Annotated in this window: 17 protein-coding genes and 2 pseudogenes; 9 read left to right on the forward strand and 10 right to left on the reverse strand. The window is 65.2% G+C overall.

All coding sequences use genetic code 11. The features are described 5' to 3' along the window. Positions 1-37 precede the first annotated feature (37 nt). Complete coding sequence (locus tag SR3_RS10855) at positions 38-1,162, forward strand: cupin domain-containing protein (RefSeq protein ID WP_068085193.1); 1,125 nt, start codon at positions 38-40, stop codon at positions 1,160-1,162. A gap of 34 nt (positions 1,163-1,196) precedes the next feature. After that, positions 1,197-2,111, forward strand: coding sequence for a fumarylacetoacetate hydrolase family protein (locus tag SR3_RS10860; protein WP_068085338.1), 915 nt, complete (start codon positions 1,197-1,199; stop codon positions 2,109-2,111). A 148-nt stretch (positions 2,112-2,259) separates the two neighbouring features. Here SR3_RS10860 and SR3_RS10865 read toward each other — a convergent pair whose 3' ends face one another. The 5 genes from SR3_RS10865 to SR3_RS10885 form a co-directional block, all read right to left on the reverse strand. Continuing rightward, positions 2,260-3,222, reverse strand: a complete 963-nt coding sequence (locus SR3_RS10865; RefSeq protein WP_068085341.1) for a SphA family protein — start codon at positions 3,220-3,222, stop codon at positions 2,260-2,262. Positions 3,223-3,335: 113 nt separating this feature from the next. Next, positions 3,336-4,928 (reverse strand): phytoene desaturase family protein, encoded by a 1,593-nt coding sequence (locus tag SR3_RS10870; RefSeq protein WP_068085196.1) that lies wholly within the window; start codon positions 4,926-4,928, stop codon positions 3,336-3,338. Then, on the reverse strand, positions 4,925-5,398 hold the full coding sequence (locus tag SR3_RS10875; protein WP_068085199.1) for a flavin reductase family protein: 474 nt from the start codon (positions 5,396-5,398) through the stop codon (positions 4,925-4,927). The genes SR3_RS10870 and SR3_RS10875 overlap by 4 nt, the downstream gene beginning before the upstream one ends. Before the next feature lie 3 nt (positions 5,399-5,401). Further along, a complete protein-coding gene (locus SR3_RS10880) occupies positions 5,402-6,634 on the reverse strand; it encodes a styrene monooxygenase/indole monooxygenase family protein (RefSeq protein WP_068085201.1) in 1,233 nt (410 codons plus the stop codon). Between the two features lie 112 nt (positions 6,635-6,746). Beyond that, the gene (locus tag SR3_RS10885) at positions 6,747-7,556 is read right to left on the reverse strand and encodes an SDR family oxidoreductase (RefSeq protein WP_068085204.1); all 810 of its coding nucleotides are present in this window, start codon (positions 7,554-7,556) and stop codon (positions 6,747-6,749) included. 244 nt (positions 7,557-7,800) lie between these two features. Between SR3_RS10885 and SR3_RS10890 the strand changes: the two genes are divergently transcribed. Continuing rightward, complete coding sequence (locus SR3_RS10890) at positions 7,801-8,781, forward strand: AraC family transcriptional regulator (protein ID WP_068085207.1); 981 nt, start codon at positions 7,801-7,803, stop codon at positions 8,779-8,781. A 7-nt stretch (positions 8,782-8,788) separates the two neighbouring features. Here SR3_RS10890 and SR3_RS10895 read toward each other — a convergent pair whose 3' ends face one another. The 4 genes from SR3_RS10895 to SR3_RS10910 form a co-directional block, all read right to left on the reverse strand. Further along, a complete protein-coding gene (locus SR3_RS10895) occupies positions 8,789-9,205 on the reverse strand; it encodes an acyl-CoA thioesterase (protein WP_068085210.1) in 417 nt (138 codons plus the stop codon). 13 nt (positions 9,206-9,218) lie between these two features. Continuing rightward, positions 9,219-9,656 (reverse strand): MarR family winged helix-turn-helix transcriptional regulator, encoded by a 438-nt coding sequence (locus SR3_RS10900; protein WP_245653869.1) that lies wholly within the window; start codon positions 9,654-9,656, stop codon positions 9,219-9,221. A gap of 123 nt (positions 9,657-9,779) precedes the next feature. Next, complete coding sequence (locus SR3_RS10905; protein WP_068085217.1) at positions 9,780-12,068, reverse strand: bifunctional salicylyl-CoA 5-hydroxylase/oxidoreductase; 2,289 nt, start codon at positions 12,066-12,068, stop codon at positions 9,780-9,782. Positions 12,069-12,144: 76 nt separating this feature from the next. Continuing rightward, positions 12,145-12,609 (reverse strand): MarR family winged helix-turn-helix transcriptional regulator, encoded by a 465-nt coding sequence (locus SR3_RS10910; protein WP_068085220.1) that lies wholly within the window; start codon positions 12,607-12,609, stop codon positions 12,145-12,147. Between the two features lie 101 nt (positions 12,610-12,710). Here SR3_RS10910 and SR3_RS10915 point away from each other — a divergent pair, with 101 nt between their 5' ends. The 3 genes from SR3_RS10915 to SR3_RS10925 are packed head-to-tail and all read left to right on the forward strand — an operon-like array spanning position 12,711 to position 17,094. Continuing rightward, positions 12,711-13,490, forward strand: coding sequence for a cyclase family protein (locus tag SR3_RS10915; protein ID WP_068085223.1), 780 nt, complete (start codon positions 12,711-12,713; stop codon positions 13,488-13,490). 3 nt (positions 13,491-13,493) lie between these two features. After that, complete coding sequence (locus tag SR3_RS10920) at positions 13,494-15,626, forward strand: indolepyruvate ferredoxin oxidoreductase subunit alpha (RefSeq protein ID WP_068085226.1); 2,133 nt, start codon at positions 13,494-13,496, stop codon at positions 15,624-15,626. A gap of 10 nt (positions 15,627-15,636) precedes the next feature. Further along, on the forward strand, positions 15,637-17,094 hold the full coding sequence (locus SR3_RS10925; RefSeq protein WP_068085229.1) for an indolepyruvate oxidoreductase subunit beta family protein: 1,458 nt from the start codon (positions 15,637-15,639) through the stop codon (positions 17,092-17,094). 40 nt (positions 17,095-17,134) lie between these two features. Here the strand turns inward: SR3_RS10925 and SR3_RS31265 are convergent. Continuing rightward, positions 17,135-17,239 (reverse strand): annotated as a pseudogene (locus tag SR3_RS31265) (IS5 family transposase); the annotation flags it as partial. Positions 17,240-17,308: 69 nt separating this feature from the next. Between SR3_RS31265 and SR3_RS32790 the strand changes: the two are divergent. The 3 genes and pseudogenes from SR3_RS32790 to SR3_RS10940 all read left to right on the forward strand — a co-directional run. Further along, positions 17,309-17,575, forward strand: a pseudogene (locus SR3_RS32790) (pyridoxamine 5'-phosphate oxidase family protein); the annotation flags it as partial. 360 nt (positions 17,576-17,935) lie between these two features. Then, positions 17,936-18,154 (forward strand): hypothetical protein, encoded by a 219-nt coding sequence (locus tag SR3_RS32795; protein WP_218018807.1) that lies wholly within the window; start codon positions 17,936-17,938, stop codon positions 18,152-18,154. 112 nt (positions 18,155-18,266) lie between these two features. Further along, positions 18,267-18,479, forward strand: a complete 213-nt coding sequence (locus SR3_RS10940) for a hypervirulence associated TUDOR domain-containing protein (protein WP_068085232.1) — start codon at positions 18,267-18,269, stop codon at positions 18,477-18,479. Positions 18,480-18,489: the final 10 nt, after the last annotated feature.

The following is an 18,489-nucleotide window of genomic DNA, read 5'->3' on the forward strand; positions in this document are numbered from 1 at the left end:
ATAACATCTTCAGCGTTCCACCCATCCGGAGACCGCCATGGCCAACACCTACGACCAGTATCGCGAAGAGATGATCGGCCGCGCCAATGTGACCGACACGCCCGAACTGATCGCCTATTACCGGCGGCTCGAAACGCTGGGCACCGGCGCGCTGTGGACCGTGGCCAACAAGATCGAGCCGTGGGAACCGGCCTCCACCTCGGTGCCCTATCTATGGCGCTACAAGGATCTGCGCGAGGATGTGCTGCGCTCGCTCGAGCTGGTGACGCCCGAACAGGCCGGGCGCCGCGTGGTCTATCTGGAAAATCCGGGCCGCAAGGATGTGGTGGCCGCCGTGGGCTGGCTCTATTCCGGGCTGCAGACCATGGCGCCAGGCGAATGCGCCTCCAGCCACCGCCATTCGGCCTCGGCGCTGCGTTTCATCATGGAGGGCAGCGGGGCCTTCACCAATGTCGACGGGCACAAGATGACGCTGGGGCGCAATGATTTCGTGCTGACCCCCAACGGCACCTGGCACGAGCATGGCGTGGCCGAGGACGGCACCAACTGCATCTGGCAGGACGGGCTCGACATTCCGCTGATGAATGCGCTCGACGCCAATTTCTATGAGGTTCACCCCGATCTGCAGCAGGTCGTCTCCTTCCCGGTGAATGACTCGCTGGGCATGTGGGCGGGCACCGCGCTGCGCCCCGCCGGAGAGATGTGGCGCAAGCCCTATTCGCCGCTGCTGAAGTATGAATGGGGCCCCACCTATGAGTCGCTGCTGCGCTATGCCGCCGTCAGCGAAGGCTCGCCCTATGACGGGCTGCTGATGGAATATGTCAACCCGCATACGGGCGGGCCGGTGATGCCGACGCTGGGCGCATCCATGCAATTGCTGCGCGCAGGGTTTCACACCAAGGCGCATCGCCACACCGGCAGCTTCGTCTATCAATGCGCCAAGGGCCATGGCTATTCCATCATCAACGGCCAGCGCTTCGACTGGCAGGAACGCGACATTTTCGTGGTCCCCAGTTGGGCCTGGCACGAGCATGTCAACCTGTCGGACAGCGAAGACGCCTGCCTCTTCACCTTCAACGATCTGCCCGTGATGCGCTCACTTGGGCTCTGGCGTGAAGAGGCCTTCGGCGATTGCGGCGGCCATCAACCCATTCTTGCCTGATCCTTTTCAACCCTTTCACTTCGGGGGATTTTCCATGCGTCTTGTCACTTACCGTTCCCATGTCGAGGCGCCGGCGCGTCTTGGCGCGCTGGTCGACACTCTGGTCGTCGATCTGGCGGATTTCGGCGCCAGCCGTAACGTGCCGCTGCCCTCCACCATGCTGGAGTTTATCGATCTGGGGCCGCAAGCAGTTGCCGCGACAGCCGCACTGCTCGATGCCGCCAAGGGCATCTTCCCGCTGGGCACCGCTTTCCCGGCGGCCAATGTCAAGCTGCTGGCGCCCATCCCGCGCCCGCGCAAGAACATCTTCGGCATTGGCCTGAACTACACCGAGCATGTCGCGGAAAGCGCCAAGTCGCTCGACACCTCGGCGGAGCTGCCGCGCCAGCCGGTGATCTTCTCCAAGCCGCCGACCTCGGTGATCGGCCCGGACGATGCCATCGTGCATAACGCCAAAATCACGCAGCAACTCGACTGGGAAGTCGAACTCGCCGCGATCATCGGCACCCGCGCCAAGGGCGTGGCGCGCGAGGATGCGCTGAACTATGTCTTCGGCTACACCGTCTGCATCGACATGAGCGCGCGTGATTGCCGCCGCGCGGGCCAGTGGATCTACTCCAAGGGCCAGGACACCTTCGCGCCCATGGGCCCCTGCATCGTCACCGCCGACGAGATCCCCGATCCCCAGACGCTCGACCTGTGGTTGACCGTCAATGGCGTGGAAAAGCAGCGCAGCAACACCGCCTATATGCTCTTCAAGGTCGACGAGCTGGTCGCCGACATCAGCCAGGGCATCACGCTTGAGCCCGGCGACATCATCGCCACCGGCACCCCCGCGGGCGTGGGCGCCGGTATGGACCCGCAGGAATGGGTGTGGCCCGGCGATGTGATCGTCGCCCATGTCGAAAAGCTTGGCACGCTGCGCCACAATGTGGTGGCCGCGGCCTGAAGACCTCTCGCAAGAGAGCCCTACCGCCTCAAAGGGGCCCCTCACGGGGCCCCTTCTTTTATGCCCTGTCGATCCGGGGCGGGGGAAACGCGAACAGCCTCCCCAACACAGGCTGGGGAGGCTGCTGTAACGGGCGCGCAGTTTCGCGTTATTTCGTCAGCGGGATAATCGCCTTGAGCCAGAATTTATCGCCCGCCGGGCGGTACTCGGCATGGAATTCATGCTGCCAGGTGCCAATCAGTTGCACCTTGCCAAGGCGATAGGCCACCGAAGGGCCAGCCGCGAAGACCTCGCCCTTGAAGCCGCGCAGGGCATCGATCGTCGCCTGCGCCGCCGCATTGTCGACCTTGTCCCTGGTCGTCTGCGCGTAATAATAGCCAGCAACGCCCAGCTTCCATGTGCCGATCTGCTGACCGGCGGCATAGTCGATATGAAACTCATTGCCCGAACGGTAAGCGGCGCCGGTTGGATTGAACGGCGTCACCATGGCATTATTGTTGGTGAAGTTTACATCATACATCAGCTTGGCATCGAGCGAAAAACCCTGCTTGCCATAATAGGCGACCGCCGCGACGGGCTCGATGCTCCAGTAATTGCGCCCGATGTTCGAGAGTTTGGTGGGCTTGTAGCTGCCGGTGGGCATGGTGATGTCCAGCCCCGTCGTCACATGCACCCCATTGCGGAAATGCCAGCCCAGCATCACCGGATCGAGGATCACATCGCCCGCCCCGGTGGTCTCGTCCGCCATGCCCGCAGCGCCGACACGCAAATTCACGAAAGGCACGATGGCCTGCATGCCCCAGCTGGCGCCCAGCACCTGTTGCCCGGTCACATGGACGAGACGCACAATGGCCGCGTCGGCGCGGGCATGAAAGGCGGGCAGCAGCCCTGCCTGCCCCTGCCCATCGTTGAAGCGGTCCGCGCTGTAATGTTCGTAATAGCCCAGCAGATAGGTGCCAGGCGGCGGCAGCGCAGCACCGGTGTAGCCTTCCGCGCCATTGGGATAGACACCCCCGCCCACCTCGCCCGCCGATACCGGCTGCGCGCTGGCCACGCCAAGCAGCACCGCCGCGCCGAACAGCTGCTGGATCACTCTGTCCTTCTTCCTCATGCTCATTCCCCCTTCGCTGTTATCGAGACACGCCCGGTGCCTTGCGGAAGGGCGCATGGCTCCCCCGCCCGCATGCCGGACGTCTGGATGATGTTGGCTGCGGCCCCGGCCCATCAGCCGATGGCGCGGCTCGCCAGATAACCCGACATGCCGCCCAGCCCCGGTCCGGGGTGGGTAGAGGCGCCGATATGCCAGAGCCGCTTCACCGGCGTGTTGTGTCCGCCCATCGCGCCTGCCGGGCGCCAGAGCAGAAACTGGTCGAGCGCACAGGAACCGGCATAGGGGTCGCCATCGACCAGATTGATGTTGAGCCCGGGCAGATCGCCCGGCCCGATCACATGGCGCCCGATGATGCTTTCACGCAGGCCAGCGATATGCTGGCAGAGCCCGTCGATGATCCTTTCGGCATAGGCATCGCGGATCTGCGGCGTCCAGCGCCCGTCGGCGGGCACGGCAATGCGCCCCGCAGCATCGCCGCGCAGCTGGCCGTCACGCGGCAACTCCTGAAGCTGAATCCACAGGATCGCCTTGCCTTGCGGCGCCCGCGAAGGGTCCAGCGCGGTGGGTTGCGCGACCACGATGGTCGGCTGCGCGGGTAACAGCCCCCGCTCGGCCTCGTTGACGGCCTGAGACACGGCATCGAGGCCCGGCGTCAGATGCAGCATCGCCACCTTGCCCAGCGCCGGATCGTGCCAGGCCGGGGGCGCATCGAGCGCCAGATGGATCTGCATCTCGCCCCGACCATAGCGATAGGCCGCCCCATCCTGCCGCGCCTGCGACAGTGCGGGCAGATCGGGCAGCAACCCGCCATAGAGCTGGGTGGGCGTGACATTGGCGACGACCGCGCGGCGCGCACGGATCACCTCGCCCGATGCCAGCCGCACCCCGCTGGCACGGCCCTTCTCGATCAGAATGTCGCTGACCGGCGCATCGGTGCGGATCTCGCCGCCATGCTCTTCGATGATGGCGCGAAAACCCGCGACGATGCGGTCGCTGCCTCCCTCCACCATCGGGCTGCCGAACTGTTCGAGCGTCAGCAGGATCAGCTTGGCCATATGGCCCGACAAGGGCGCCTCGGGCGACAGGCCGACATGCAGGATCCATGGCGCGCACAAGGCCCGCAGCAGATCGGATTTGACTTTGCCTTCGAGCCAGTCACGGCAACTGCCCATCGCTTGGCCGATGGTACGGGTCAGCCCTCTGGGGCCACGCCTCAGCCCTTCGCCCAGCAGGATACGCAGCGATTTTCGGCCCCACAAGGCATTGCCCAGCATGCCGAACGTCAGCGCCGCACTGCTCTCGATGTCGGCCATGGCGCGCTGGAAGGCCGCACCCTCTCCCGGCCCCAGGGCCTCGAAAGCGGCGATATTGGCCTGACGATCCCGCCGCAGCAGCACGGCGCGGCCATCGGGCAGGACCGTGGCGGTGGGTGTCTCGCTGTTGACGAAACGCACGCCCTTTTCCGCTAGCGCCGGGCCCAGTTCCGCGAAATGCGGCGCCGAGACGAACAGCGGATAGAGCGTGGAAAGCGTATCGTGGCGAAAGCCCGGCAGCGTCAGCTCCTCGGTGCGGATGCAGCCGCCCGCCACGCTGTTGCGCTCCAGCACGCAGACCTTGCGCCCGCGCCGCGCCAGCAGCGCCGCGCAGACCAGCGCGTTGATGCCGCTGCCGATCAGCACCACGTCGTGGCGCGGCGGAGCGCTCATGCGAAGGCCTGATCGAGATGGCGATAGGCTCCGCCATAGAACAGCAGGGGAGCTGCTCCCGCGTCATCCTGCGCGTGGTGGAGCACCTCGCCCACGAACAGGCTGTGATCGCCCGCCGGCCAGACATCGCGCAGCCGGCACACCAGATGGGCCAGCGCTCCGGCGATCATCGGCACGCCCATGATGGGGGTGAAGACGATGCGATCCTCTCCGGGGCGGCCTGCGAAATGGTTCGACAGGCCCTGTTGCGCGGCGGAGAGGATGTTGAGCCCGAAATCGCCTCCATCGCGCAGCATCTCGGCCATGCGCGTGCGGTTACCTAGACTGACCAGCACCAGCGCCGGGTCAAGCGAGACCGAGGTGAAGCTGTTGGCCGTCATGCCATGCACGTCACCCCCGCTTTCACAGCTGACGATGGTGACCCCGGTGGCGAAACGGCCGAAGGTCGATCGAAGCGCGTTGCGATCCATGGCTCAGGCCGCCTCGGTCAGGAAATGGGCGGTCAGCGCGGGATCGCCGATGGTCGGGAAAAAGCGCCGCGGATCGTCGAAATTGTTGGCGAACCAATGGGCGACGCGGGGCTGCACGCAGGCCGCGCCCAGCAGTTCGACCATATGCGGCGGCGGCGGCATCAGCATGCCATTGGTCCAGGCCACGACATCGCGGGCATAGTCCCAATAACGGTCGAACGTCTGCTGCATCCAGGCCGCATCGAACGACTGACCCTCATTGGCCAGGATCGAGACGAGATAGGAGGCCGCGCATTTGGCGGCATTGTTCGCCCCCTGCCCGGTGATGGGATCGTTGAGGCAGACTGCATCCCCCACGCCCAGCGCCTTCGCGCCCGAGGGCAAGGTCAGCACCGGCTTGCGCACCGTGGGCGGGAAACGGCCACACAACACCCCCAGATCGTCGGTCAGGCGGCAATCGCGGCTGCGCTCATACTCCCACGGCACATGGCGCTTGAGGATATGCAGGCTGATTTCCAGATGCTCCTCGGGGCTCGCGGTGGGGTTCCACAAATCCATCGGACCGCCGGGGATCGCCTCGAAGACCATGATCTCGCAAGGGCCGTTCAGCGTGAGCGCGGGGAAGACGAAATATTCGCCTACGCCGGGGATCAGGTTGAAATTGACCGCGCTATACGCCTCGCGCGGGTGCATGCCCTGCACATAGGTCAGCGCCAGACTGCGCATCGGTTTGTCGAAGGGCGATTTCTCCGCATCGCGCTCGAAGAGGCGGCCGATCTCGCCCTTGCCCGAGGCGACCAGCACCAGATCGCATTCGCGCGCCAGTTCCTCCAGCTCGGCGATCCCCGCATCGACGATCCGCAACTCGCCGCCGCGCTTTTCGAATTCGTCGAGCCAGCGCGGCATCTTCAGCCGCTGGTCCACCGATTGCGCGGGCGCATCGAGGCGCGCGGCCCAGTCCATCAGTTTCTGCTGCTCGGGCCCCGCCAGGCTGAAGCCGATGCCCTCGACCGGCGGGCAGGCCGCATCCCAGAAATTGAGCCCCAGCGCCCGTTCATGCGTCCGTGCCGTGTTGAACATGCACTGGCTGGACGTGACCCGCCCCGCCGCGATCTGCTCGCCGGTAAGGTTGGAGAGCATGACCACCTCATAGCCCATGGCCAGCAGCCCCATCCCCAGTTGCAGCCCGGCCTGCCCCGCGCCCACGATACCGATCCTTGTGCCGATCCCCGTCATCTTCCCCGCACCTTTCCTCGCTGATTCCATGAAAGGCAGCATAAGCGCGGCGCCGCTCGGCCCTCTATGCAGCCAGTGCAGGCGCCGGGCGCTGAGCGCATGGATTTGCGCCTCAACGCGGCAGCACCGAACTCGAACCGCCGGTCAGCTTGGCGATCGCGGGCCCGGCCTGCTCGGGCCCCATGGCGAGATAGCCGCCCTCGACTCGCAATTCGGACCCGGTGGTGAAGCTGGCATGGTCGGAACAGAGGAACAGCGCGCCATCGGCGACCTCTTCGGCCCGGCCCAGACGGCCCAGCAGGTGAAATTCGCCCGCCACCGCATCAGCCTTTGCACGGTCGTCGCCCGACAGGCCCGCGATCGGGTCGGACCAGGTCCAGCCCGCCACCAGCGCGTTCACGCGAATGCCCTGAGGCGCATAATCCAGCGCCTGCTGCCGGGTGAGATGCAGGATGGCTGCCTTGGAGACCGGATAGGTCCAGCGCCCGGCCTGAGCGACCAGCCCGCTGATGCTGGCGATGTTGACCACGCTGCCCGGCCCTTTGGCCAGATGGGGCCGGGCCATCTCGACCAGAAGGGCGCCGCTCACCACATTGGTGTCGAGCGTTTCGAGCCATTGGACGCGGGTCGAAGCCGCGCCCTCATCCACATAGGAACAGGCATTGTTGACGATGACGTCAAGGCCCCCGAAACGCTCCAGCGTGCGGTTGACCAGCCGCTCCAGCGCGGCATCGTCGCGAATGTCGGTCTCGACCGCCAGAGCGCGCTGGCCCAACCGTTCGGCCAGCTCCTGCGCCGCGGCATGGGTGCGTGCGGCGATCACGACATTGGCCCCCTCGGCATGGAACCTTTCGGTCAGAACCTTGCCGATGCTGGCCGCCCCGCCCGTGACGATCACGGTCTCTCCCGCAATGCCTTTCATGTGTTTCATCCTTTCTGCGTTGTGCATGCAGGCGTGATGAGCGGGCGCGGCCTCCGCGAAAAGCCATCCCCGGTGCCGGGGCGATCTTTGCCGCAGCCAGCGCACAGGCGCTGCAGTTTGCGCATGGTCCTGCGCATTTCACCCCAGCAGGAGCCGGGGCCGAATGGTTGCACATGACAGAATTTCATGATCTACCTCTGGCAAGAGTGACGATTTGAAGACTCATTCGCGTCGGGGAGCATCTATGGCGCAGGGCACCATCCGCCCTCTGGGCGGTCACCAGTTTTTTGCTTCAAGCGATGTCGATGCCGTGCGCGACACGGTGGCGCGCATCTATTGCGATCACCGGCTGACGCCCTGCGAAAGGGGCCGCAAGGTCGATGCCTGGCAGAATGCCGTGCGGCTGAAGAACACCACGCTCAGCGCGATGAGCTATGGCGGCGCGGTGCGCGTCGAGCCGGGGCGGCTGGAGAATTTCTATCTGCTGATGCTGCCCTATGCCGGAACCGCTCAGGTCGAGGCCGGGGGCCGGTCGGTGGTGGCCAGCGAAGGGGTCGGCACGATGCTGAGCCCCACCGATCCCGTCAGCATGGAATGGTCGCCCGATTGCGCCAAGCTGATGGTGCGCATCGAGCGCGAGGCGATGGAGCAGCAGCTGGCGACCATGCTGGGCCGCCCTCTGCGCGCGCCGCTCACCTTCCGTCTGGCGATGCCCAAGGCGGGGCATGGCGGCAATTGGTGGCAATTCGTCCAGCTGCTGGCCGGGCAGGTCGAGCAATTCGCCGGGCCCGGCGGCCATGCCACCAGCCTCAACCTGCTGGAAACCGCGCTGATCGCCAGCCTGCTGGAAGGCCAGTGGCACAATTATTCGGAGAGCCTGTCCAGCCGGGGCTGCAGCATCGCCCCGCGCCATGTCCGCATGGTCGAGAATTATATCGAGGCCCATGCCGCCGAAGCGATCAGCATGGAGGATCTGGTGCGGGTCAGCGGCGTGAGCGGACGGGCGCTCTATGACGGTTTTCGGCGGTTCCGTGAAACATCGCCGATGGCCCATCTGCGCAGCGTGCGGCTGCAGCGCGTGCGCGAGGAATTGCTCCAAGCCGCCGACAAGACGACCGTGTCCGAGATCGCGGGGCGCTGGGGCTTTTTCGAATTCGGCCGCTTTGCCGGGCAATATCGCGCCATGTTCGGGGAAGCGCCGTCCCAGACCCTGAGGCGGCGCTGAACGCGCTTCAGATCGCCGGAACGATCTGATCCTGCAGCTTTGCCCGCACGACGTCCGGCCATGGCATGGATTTTCGCGCTTCCAGATCCATGCAGACCAGCACCACATCGACGCTCAGCCGGTCGCGATCGTCACCGCGGAACAGCACGGTGATCGCACAGCTGCTGCGCCCCACCTCACGCGCAGTGATGGTGATGGTCAGCACATCGCCCAACTCGCTGGGGGCCATGAACTGCGCCTCCAGCCTCACCGTGGGCGTGCCCATCCGCCGCCCCAGATGCATGTCCTTGAAGCTGAGGCCCAGATCCTGCTCGAACCAGTCCTCCACCGCCCCATTGAGCATCTCGAAATAGCGCGGGTAGAAAACGATGCCCGCCGGATCGACATCGGCGAAACGCACGCGGGTGGTGGTCGTGAAACTCATGGCCGGATCGGTCCTAGGAAAGAGTGGTTTTCAGTTCGCCCAGCAAATGCGCCAGCTGCGCCTGATGCTCGGGCGGCATATTGGCCAGCGCCGCGCGCACCCAGCCGCGATGCGCAACCGCCAATTGCGCGAAATGGCTGCGCCCCTCCGCCGTCAGCGAGACGATGGCTGAACGCCCGTCCGAAGGGTCGGCGCGGGTGGCGATCAACGCGCGGTCCTGCAACTGGCGCACGATAGCGGTGACATTGCCGTTGGACACCAGCAGCGCGCGCGACAGATCGCTCATCGACAGGCCGTCTTCTCCGGCGCGGTCCAGCGCCGCCATCACGTCGAAACGCGGCAAAGTGGTGTCGAACTGCTCCTGAAAATTGCGGCGCAGCCCCTTTTCGATGATCTTGGCACAGGCAAGCAGACGGACCCACAGACGTAGATCCGTGGTGCCCTCCTGCACGGCTCTCCCCTCTTGCTCCATTGCCTGCCTCCCGGTCACCGATCCACCTGGTGTCCTATGCATGAGGGCGAAATGAGCGCAAGCCCCCCGGCTCGCTCACCCCGCCCCCATGCGCCGCCGCCCTCATGCGCGGCCCAGCTCCGCGGCCTTGGCGGCCTGATGCAGAGCCTGCTGCTGCCCCAGCCGATAGGGCGCGGGAACGGGCTGTTCACGATAACCGGCCTGCGCCGCCGCGCGCATCACCCAGATGGGGTCGATCAGCTGCGGGCGCCCCAGCGCCACCAGATCGGCGCGCCCGGCGGTCAGGATCGAATTGACCTGATCGGCATCGGTGATGTTGCCCACCGCGATGGTGGGCACATGGGCCTCATTGCGGATCTGGTCGGCAAAGGGCGTCTGGAACATGCGGCCATAGACGGGGCGGGCTTCGGGAGCGGTCTCGCCCGCCGAGACGTCGATGATGTCGACACCCAGCGCCTTGATCGCGCGGGCCACCTCAACGGCCTCGGCGGGAGTGATCCCCGCCTCGCCGACCCAGTCGTTGGCCGAGAGGCGCACGGCCATCGGGCGGTCGGCGGGCCAGGCCTTGCGCATCGCGGCGATCACCGAGAGCGGGAAGGCCAGACGCGCCGCCAGCGATCCGCCAAATTCATCCTCGCGCCGGTTCATGACGGGGGTGATAAAGCTGGAGAGCAGGAAGCCATGGCCCGCCTGCACCTCGATCATGTCGAAACCGGCCTGTACCGCGCGCAAGGTGGCGCTGACAAAATCGCCGCGGATGCGCTCCATATCGGCCCGGATCATCGCGGCGGGGATGGTGCCGCCCTCACGCCAGGGCCGGGCGCTGGCGGATAGGATCGGCCAGGGCTGATCGAGCGGCACGTCATAGCCCTTGGCCGGCGTCTGGCAGGCGCCGCGCGCGCCAGCATGGCCCAACTGCGCGCAAAGCTTCGCCGCGCTATGCTGATGGGCGAATTCGACAATCGCGCGCCAGCGGTCGATCTGGCCATCCTCCCACAGGCCGGGGCAGCCGGGCGTGGCGCGCCCCTCGGGCGAGACGGCCAGCATCTCGGTCATCACCAGACCCGCCCCGCCCAGCGCGCGGGCGCCATAATGCACACCGTGGAAATCGTTAGCCCGGCCATCGGCATCGGCGCTGTAGGTCAGCATCGGCGGCACGACGATGCGGTTGGCCAGTTCGACGTCGCGCAGCCTGAAGGGCGTGAACATGGGCTGGACGGGCTGGTTGCGGGTTTCATTGCCGCTCCAGAACCAGCGCTCCAGCCCTTCCAGCCAGGCCGGATCGCGCAGGCGCAGGTTTTCATGGCTGACGCGCTGCGAGCGGGTCATCAGCGAATAGGCGAATTGCGGCAGGTCGAAGCCGAGATAGCGATCGAGCGTCTCGAACCAGTCGGTGGAGTTGCGGGCGCTGTTCTGGATCTTCAGCACCTCGACATGGCGCTCGGCCTCATATTCGGCGAGGCCCTCGGCCAGCTTGAGGCCGGGGCGGCTCAAGACCTGCGCCAGCTTGATGGCGTCCTCGATGGCCAGCTTGGTGCCTGAACCGATCGAGAAATGCGCCGTATGCGCGGCATCGCCCAGCAGCACCACATTGTCGAAGGACCAGCGCTTGCACAGGATGCGGCGAAAGTTGATCCACGCCGCCGAGCCGCGCAAATGGGTGGCGTTGGAGATCAGCGGATGGCCGTCGAGATGGCGGGCGAACAGCTTTTCGCAGAAAGCGATGCTGTCGGCCTGCTCCATCGTGTCGAGGCCCAAAGCCTCCCACGTCTCGGGCGCGCATTCGACGATGAAGGTCGAGTGCGTGGCGTCGAAGCGATAGGCATGCGCCCAAACCCAGCCATGCTCGGTCTGTTCAAAGAAGAAGCCGAAGGCGTCGAACAGCTTCGTCGTGCCCAGCCAGCTGAACTTGTTGCGGCGGGTCTGGATATCGACCTCGAAGCGCGCCTCATTCTGCGTGCGGATCTGGCTGTTGATGCCGTCCGCCGCCACGATCAGATCGTAATCGGCGTAGGTCGCCAGATCAGCGGAGAATTCGGTCTCGAAGTGCAGATTGACGCCCAGCTCCTGCGCGCGCGCCGTCAAAATCTGCAGCAGCCGCTTGCGCCCGATGCCGATAAAACCGTGCCCGCCCGAGACCACCGAGCGGTCGCCCACGCCGACCTCGATCTTGTCCCAATGCGCGAAATTCTCGGCGATGATCGCCGCGCTGACCGGATCGTTGGCGGTCAGATTCTCCACCGTCTGGTCGGAAAACACCACGCCCCAGCCGAAGGTGTCGCCCGAGCGGTTGCGCTCGAACACATCGATCTGATGGCTCGAATCGCGCAATTTCATCGAGATGGCGAAATACAGACCGGCAGGACCCCCGCCCAGACAGGCAACACGCATGGCAATCTCCTATTTGCTTTAGGCTTAAAACATATTGATTGCATATGCAAGTTATCTTGGCGCGAATGCCCGCTGCTCAGTCCAGATTGTCGTGCAGCCGCCCCAGCAGATCGAGCAATTGCGCGAAATCCTCCGCGGAAAATCCGGTGATAATCTGCTGATAGACCGGCGAGGTGGCCGCGCGCGCCGCCACCAGCTTCTCCTGCCCCAGATCGGTCATCGCCAGTTCGGTGACGCGCCCGTCGGTCTCGCTGGGCTGGGTCACGATCAGCCCGGCCTTCACCATGCGCTCGACGATCCGCATCATGGTCGAAATGTTGATCACCGCCGATTTGGCGACATGGGCGATGGGCAGAGGCTCGCGCTCGCCCAGAATCATCAGCACGCGCCAGGTGGGGATGTCGATGCCGATGGGGCGCAGCTGCGACTCGATCACCACATTGTAGCGGCTGGCTGCACGGTTCAGCAGATAGAAGGGATAAGCGTCCACGCGAAACCGGTTCGATCCCGGATCACCAAAAGGCCGTAAATCCTCACTCATGCGCCAGCTCCATACCTGTCATACCGCCGAAACATTTTTTACTTGCACATGCAAGTTTATCCGATAGGTTTTCCAGCGAGACATCCATCGGGGGAACCGCCATGTCCACTGCCAGCACACTTGTCCAGCTTGCCGCATCGCTCACCAGCGGCGCGGTCCGTGTCATCGACCTGACCCAGACGCTGTCGGAAGACACGCCGCTGCTGGTCCTGCCCGAGCCTTTCGGCCAGACCGCCGCCTTCTCGCGCCAGGAAATCTCGCGCTATGACGAGCGGGGGGTCGCCTGGCACTGGAACAACTTCACCGTGGGCGAGCATACCGGCACCCATTTCGACGCGCCGGTGCATTGGGTGACAGGCAAGGATCTGCCTGCCAACACCGTGGATGCCCTGCCCGTGCAGCCGCTGATCGCGCCTGCCGTGGTGCTGGATTTCTCGGCGGAATGCGCCGCCGATGCCGATTTCCTGCTGACGGCAGGGCATATCGTGGAATGGGAAGCACAGCATGGCGCAATTCCCGCAGGGAGCTGGGTGCTGTTCCGCACCGATTGGTCGAAACGCGACGTGGAGGCCTACACCAACCGCGCACCCGATGGCCCGCACACCCCCGGCCCCGATGCCAGCGCGATTCTGCTGCTGATCGACCGTGATGTGATCGGTTTCGGCGTGGAGACCATCGGCACCGATGCTGGACAGGCCCATGGCCTGACGCCACCCTATCCGGCGCATACGCTGTTGCATGGCGCGGGCAAATACGGGCTGCAGTGTCTGGAAAACCTCGATGCTCTGCCCACCACGGGGGCCATCGTCATCGCCGCGCCGCTCAAGATCCGTGACGGTTCGGGCAGTCCCTTGCGCGTTCTCGCGCTGGTCGAGGGTTGATCCGTGGCTGAACGTTCCTTCAAATCCGAAGTCAGGAAGCTGACCGCCGGCGCCGGTGAGACCTTCACGGGCGAGGGCATTCTGGCGGTCACCAAGGGGCTGCTGCAATCGGGCGTGGCCTATGTCGGCGGCTATCAGGGTTCGCCGATCAGCCATCTGATGGATGTGTTCGCCGATGCCAACGATCTGCTGGCCAGCCTGGACGTCCATTTCGAGGCCAGCGCCAGCGAGGCGACGGCAGCGGCCATGCTCGCGGCCAGCGTCAATTATCCCCTGCGCGGCGCAGTGGCGTGGAAATCGGTGGTGGGCACCAATGTCGCCTCCGATGCTTTGTCGAACGTGGCCAGCGGTGGCGTGACAGGCGGCGCGCTGATCATCGTGGGCGAAGATTACGGCGAGGGCTCCTCGATCATGCAGGAGCGCACGCACGCCTTCGCGATGAAATCGCAGATGTGGCTGCTCGATCCGCGCCCCAATCTCACCAGCATTGTGGAAGCGGTGGAGCAAGGCTTCCGCCTGTCGGAAGCCTCGAACACGCCCGTCATGCTGCAGATGCGCGTACGCTCCTGCCATATGACCGGCAGCTTCGTGGCCAAGGACAACATCCGCCCCGCGCTGACCGTGGCCGATGCCGCCGCCAATCCGGTGCGCGACACGCAGCGCATCGTGCTGCCGCCCGCCAACTTCAGCCATGAGATCGAGAAGATCGAGCAACGCTGGCCCGCTGGCATCGCCTATGTGCAGGACAACAAGCTGAACGAATGGTTCGGCGATTGCCTCGAAACGCCCGAGATCGGCATCATCGTGCAGGGCGGGCTCTACAACAACCTCAACCGCGCGATGGAGCTGATCGGTCTGGCCGATGCCTATGGCGCCAGCCGCATCGCCATTTACTGCCTCAACGTCACCTATCCGCTGATTCCGGACGAGGTGCGCGATTTCTGCGCGGGCAAGCAGGCGGTGCTGGTGCTGGAAGAAGGCCAGCCCGAGTTCATCGAACATGAACTCAACACGCTGGTGCGCCGCGCCGATCTACAGACCCGCATCATCGGCAAGGATATGCTGCCGCGCGCGGGCGAATATTCCGCCGCCGTGATCCGCGCCGGGCTCGCGCGCTTCCTTCGCGCCTATGCCCCGCATCTGGCTCCCGCCGAGGAGCAGGCCAATCCGCTGCCCGCCCCCGTCGCCAAGGAAATCCCCCAGCGCCCCGCCGGTTTCTGCACCGGCTGCCCGGAACGCCCGGTGTTTTCGGCAGTGAAGCTGGTCGAGCGCGAGTTGGGCCCCACCCATGTCTCCGCCGATATCGGTTGCCACCTCTTCTCGATCCTGCCGCCCTTCGACATCGGCAACACCACCATGGGCTATGGTCTTGGCACGGCGGGCGCCTCCGCCTTCAAGCCCAAGGACAAGCGCGCCATCGCGGTGATGGGCGACGGCGGCTTCTGGCACAACGGGTTGACCAGCGGCATCGGCAATGCGGTGTTCAACAAGGATGACACCGTCACCCTGATCATCGACAATGGCTATTCGGCGGCCACCGGCGGTCAGGACATCCTCTCCAGCCGCGCCGACAATCCCGAGCGGGTCACGAAAAACCCCATCGCCAAGGCGGTGCAGGGCGTGGGCGGGAAATGGGTCCGCCTGATCGAGCGCACCTACAATGTCGCCCAAATGCGCGACACACTGCGCGAGGCGATGACAAGCCCCGAAAAAGGCCCGAAGGTGATCGTGGCGCAGTCGGAATGCATGCTCAACAAGCAGCGCCGGGTGAAGCGCGAGCAGACCAAGGTGTTGGCCGGTGGCGGGCGCGTGGTGACGGAACGCTTTGGCGTGGATGCCGATACCTGCACCGGCGACCATGCCTGCATCCGCCTGTCGGGCTGCCCTTCGCTGACGATCAAGAGCAACCCCGATCCGCTGAGGCAAGACCCGGTCACGGCGGTGGAAAGCAGCTGCGTGGGCTGCGGCCTCTGCGGCGAGAACGCCCATGCCGCCGTGCTCTGCCCCAGCTTCTACCGCGCCAGCATCGTGGCCAACCCCACCGGCTGGGAGCGTTTTTCCGCGAAGCTCAACCGCGCCATCATCGGCTGGTTCCAGGCGCGCGACAGCCGCGCCCGCCTCGCCCGTGCTTTCTGAGGATCCTGCGATGACCACCGAGAAGAACCGCATCGCCATCGCCATTCTGGCCCTTGGCGGCCAGGGCGGCGGCGTGCTGGCCGAATGGATCCAGCATGTCGCGCGTGAAGATGGCTGGATCGCGCAGGGCACATCGGTGCCCGGCGTGGCGCAGCGCACCGGCTCCACCGTCTATTACGTCGAACTGGCCCGGCCCGGCGCCGATGGCCGCGTGCCGGTGATGGCGCAGATGCCGATGCCCGGCGATGTCGATGTGGTGGTGGCCTCCGAACTGATGGAAACCGGGCGCGCGGTGCTGCGCGGCTTCGCCACCAAGGAGCGCACCACGCTGATCGGCTCCACCCACCGTGTCTATGCCATCTCCGAAAAGCAGGTGGCGGGAGACGGGCGCGGCAATGGCGACAAGATCATCGCCGCCGCTCAGGAGCGCTCGGCGCGCTTTATAGGCTTCGACATGGAAGCGGCGACCGAGGCGACGCATAGCGTCATCAGCGCGATCATGTTCGGCGCTCTGGCGGGCAGCGGTGCCCTGCCCTTCCCGCGCGAAGCCTTTGAGCAGGCGATCCACCACAGCGGCAAAGCGGTAAAAAGCAATCTGGCCGGTTTCGCGGAAGGCTTCGCCCGCGCACAAGGGCCCGTGGCGATGCCCGCGAAGGCCGAGGCCGATCTGCCGATCCCCACCACGCCTGCCGGGCAACAGCTGGCGGCCCGCATCTATGAACTGCCAGAAGCGGCGCGCACGCTGGCGATACACGGCGCAGCGCGACTGATGGACTATCAGGATGCCGCCTATGCCGGGCTCTATCTCGACCGGTTGGAACAGGTGGCGCGGCTCGACGCCGCTCCCTTCACCCTTACCGCCGAAGTCGCGCGCCATCTGGCGCTCTGGATGGCCTATGAGGACACCATCCGTGTGGCCGATCTGAAGGTGCGCGCCAGCCGCTTCGAACGCATTGCGCAGGAGATGAAGCTGAAGGACGATCAGGTGCTGGCCCTGACCGAATTCATGCATCCGCGCCTGCAGGAACTGGCCGAGGTGCTGCCCACGGGGCTGGCGCGCCGACTGCTGAATGGCGGCGCCTTGTCGCGCTGGCTGGAAGGGCGCTTCACCAAGGGGCGGCATGCGCGCACCACCGGGCTGCGCTGGTTCCTGCTCCTGCGCATGGTGGCTGCCTTGCGCGGCTGGCGCCCGCGTTCACTGCGTTATGCGCAGGAGCAGGCGCGGATCGGCGAGTGGCTCGATGCCATCGCCACCGTTACCGCGCGCGATAATACCAAAGCCATCGAGATCGCGCGATGCCAGCGCCTGATCAAGGGTTATGGAGACACATTCGAGCGCGGGCTCGACAATTTTCGCTGGATCATGGAGCGGCATGCCGATGTCGACTGTGAGCAGATAAGGGAATGGCGGGAAAAGGCCCTCGCCGATGACCAAGCAAAGCATTTGTCGCGAGTGATGGCAGCCTGATATCTGATGCTTTGATTAAGCTAGGGTCAGGACTCGTTGATCACAGCCAGAAGAGCACGTTGGCGGCCAGCGCGAGGGTGGAGAAGAAGACCGTCGGGCAGCGATCGTAGCGGGGCGCGACGCGGCGCCAGTCCTTGAAGCGCCCCCTTTTCTACGCCAAGCCTGGAAGCCGTGCGGTGGGCCTTGGGAAAATACGCAAAAGCTGAAAGAGCATTTGTGGGAAAAGCTCGAGAACGGGCCCTTCACCATGGTCGGCCTTCGTGATGGCTCAAGCCATTCCGAGCCTGTGACGGCGCAGTTGGACAAGGATCAGGTCGACACGCTCTGGTTCTTTATCGGCAAGGACAACCGCCTGGCCAAAGGCGGCGATGCCACGGTCAACTTCGTGGCCAAGGGCCAGAACTTTTTCGCGAGCCTGTCCGGCTCTGCAACCGTCGATAACAATCCGGCCATGATCGACAAGCTTTGGTCGCGGCAGGTCGAGGCCTTGCACCGCAGAACGACGAGGCGTCGCCTTGCCACATTCGTGCCCAGGTCAACCGCTGAACTGGTCCGGTGTGATCTCGGGCGGCGCGGTGTCGGGAATATCGACATCGGGCGGGGGCGGCTCGACGCTGGGCAAATCGATATCGGGCGCCTCGGTGGGCTCGGGCGCGACCGGCACTTCCGAGGGCGATTGCGGATCGATGCGATCGGGCACAGGATCGGGTTGGCTGGCCATGGCTTTTCTCCTTACAGGAAGGGAAGATCTCCCGCCGCGACAGGTTCCGGCAAGGTCGCAACCATCCCGTACGGCTTTCACAGGAAGGCCGCTCTGAGCGAGAGCAAACAGCCACATCCGATCACGCCCGACGGCCGCTATCTGGGGGTGCGCGGCAGGCTGTGGCGCCGCACCAATCCGAACCTGCCCGAGGATCTGCGCGATCGCCTCATCCACGCGCTCATGGAGGCGCTAGGTGAGCGGGGCCCCGTCTGGTGGCAGGACGGCGCGCCGGATTACAATCGCCATCTGGCCAAAAACACCCCTTATGCCGATTGGTTCGCCGCGCTGATGCACTGATCCGGGCCATCCCGCACGGATCACGGCCTATCGCGGTCGTGACGAGGCCATGGAACGTCATATCCCGGCGCCGGCTTTCCTCGGGGTCGGAGATCACGATCGGAAAGCAGCCATGACCAAAACTCTGAACAAAGGCCAACAAGTCAGTTGGAACAGCCATGGCGGCAAGGCGCATGGCAAGGTGATCAAGACATTGACCAGCCCCACGCGGATCAAGAGCCACAAGGTTGCCGCCTCGCCCGACAATCCCGAGGTGATCGTCGAAACGCGGGAAGGCAAGCGCGCGGCGCACAAGCCCTCCGCCCTGACGCCCACCCGTGACTGAGGAGGCAAGC

The sequence above is a fragment of the Novosphingobium rosa NBRC 15208 genome, assembly GCF_001598555.1.
Lineage (GTDB): Bacteria > Pseudomonadota > Alphaproteobacteria > Sphingomonadales > Sphingomonadaceae > Novosphingobium > Novosphingobium rosa.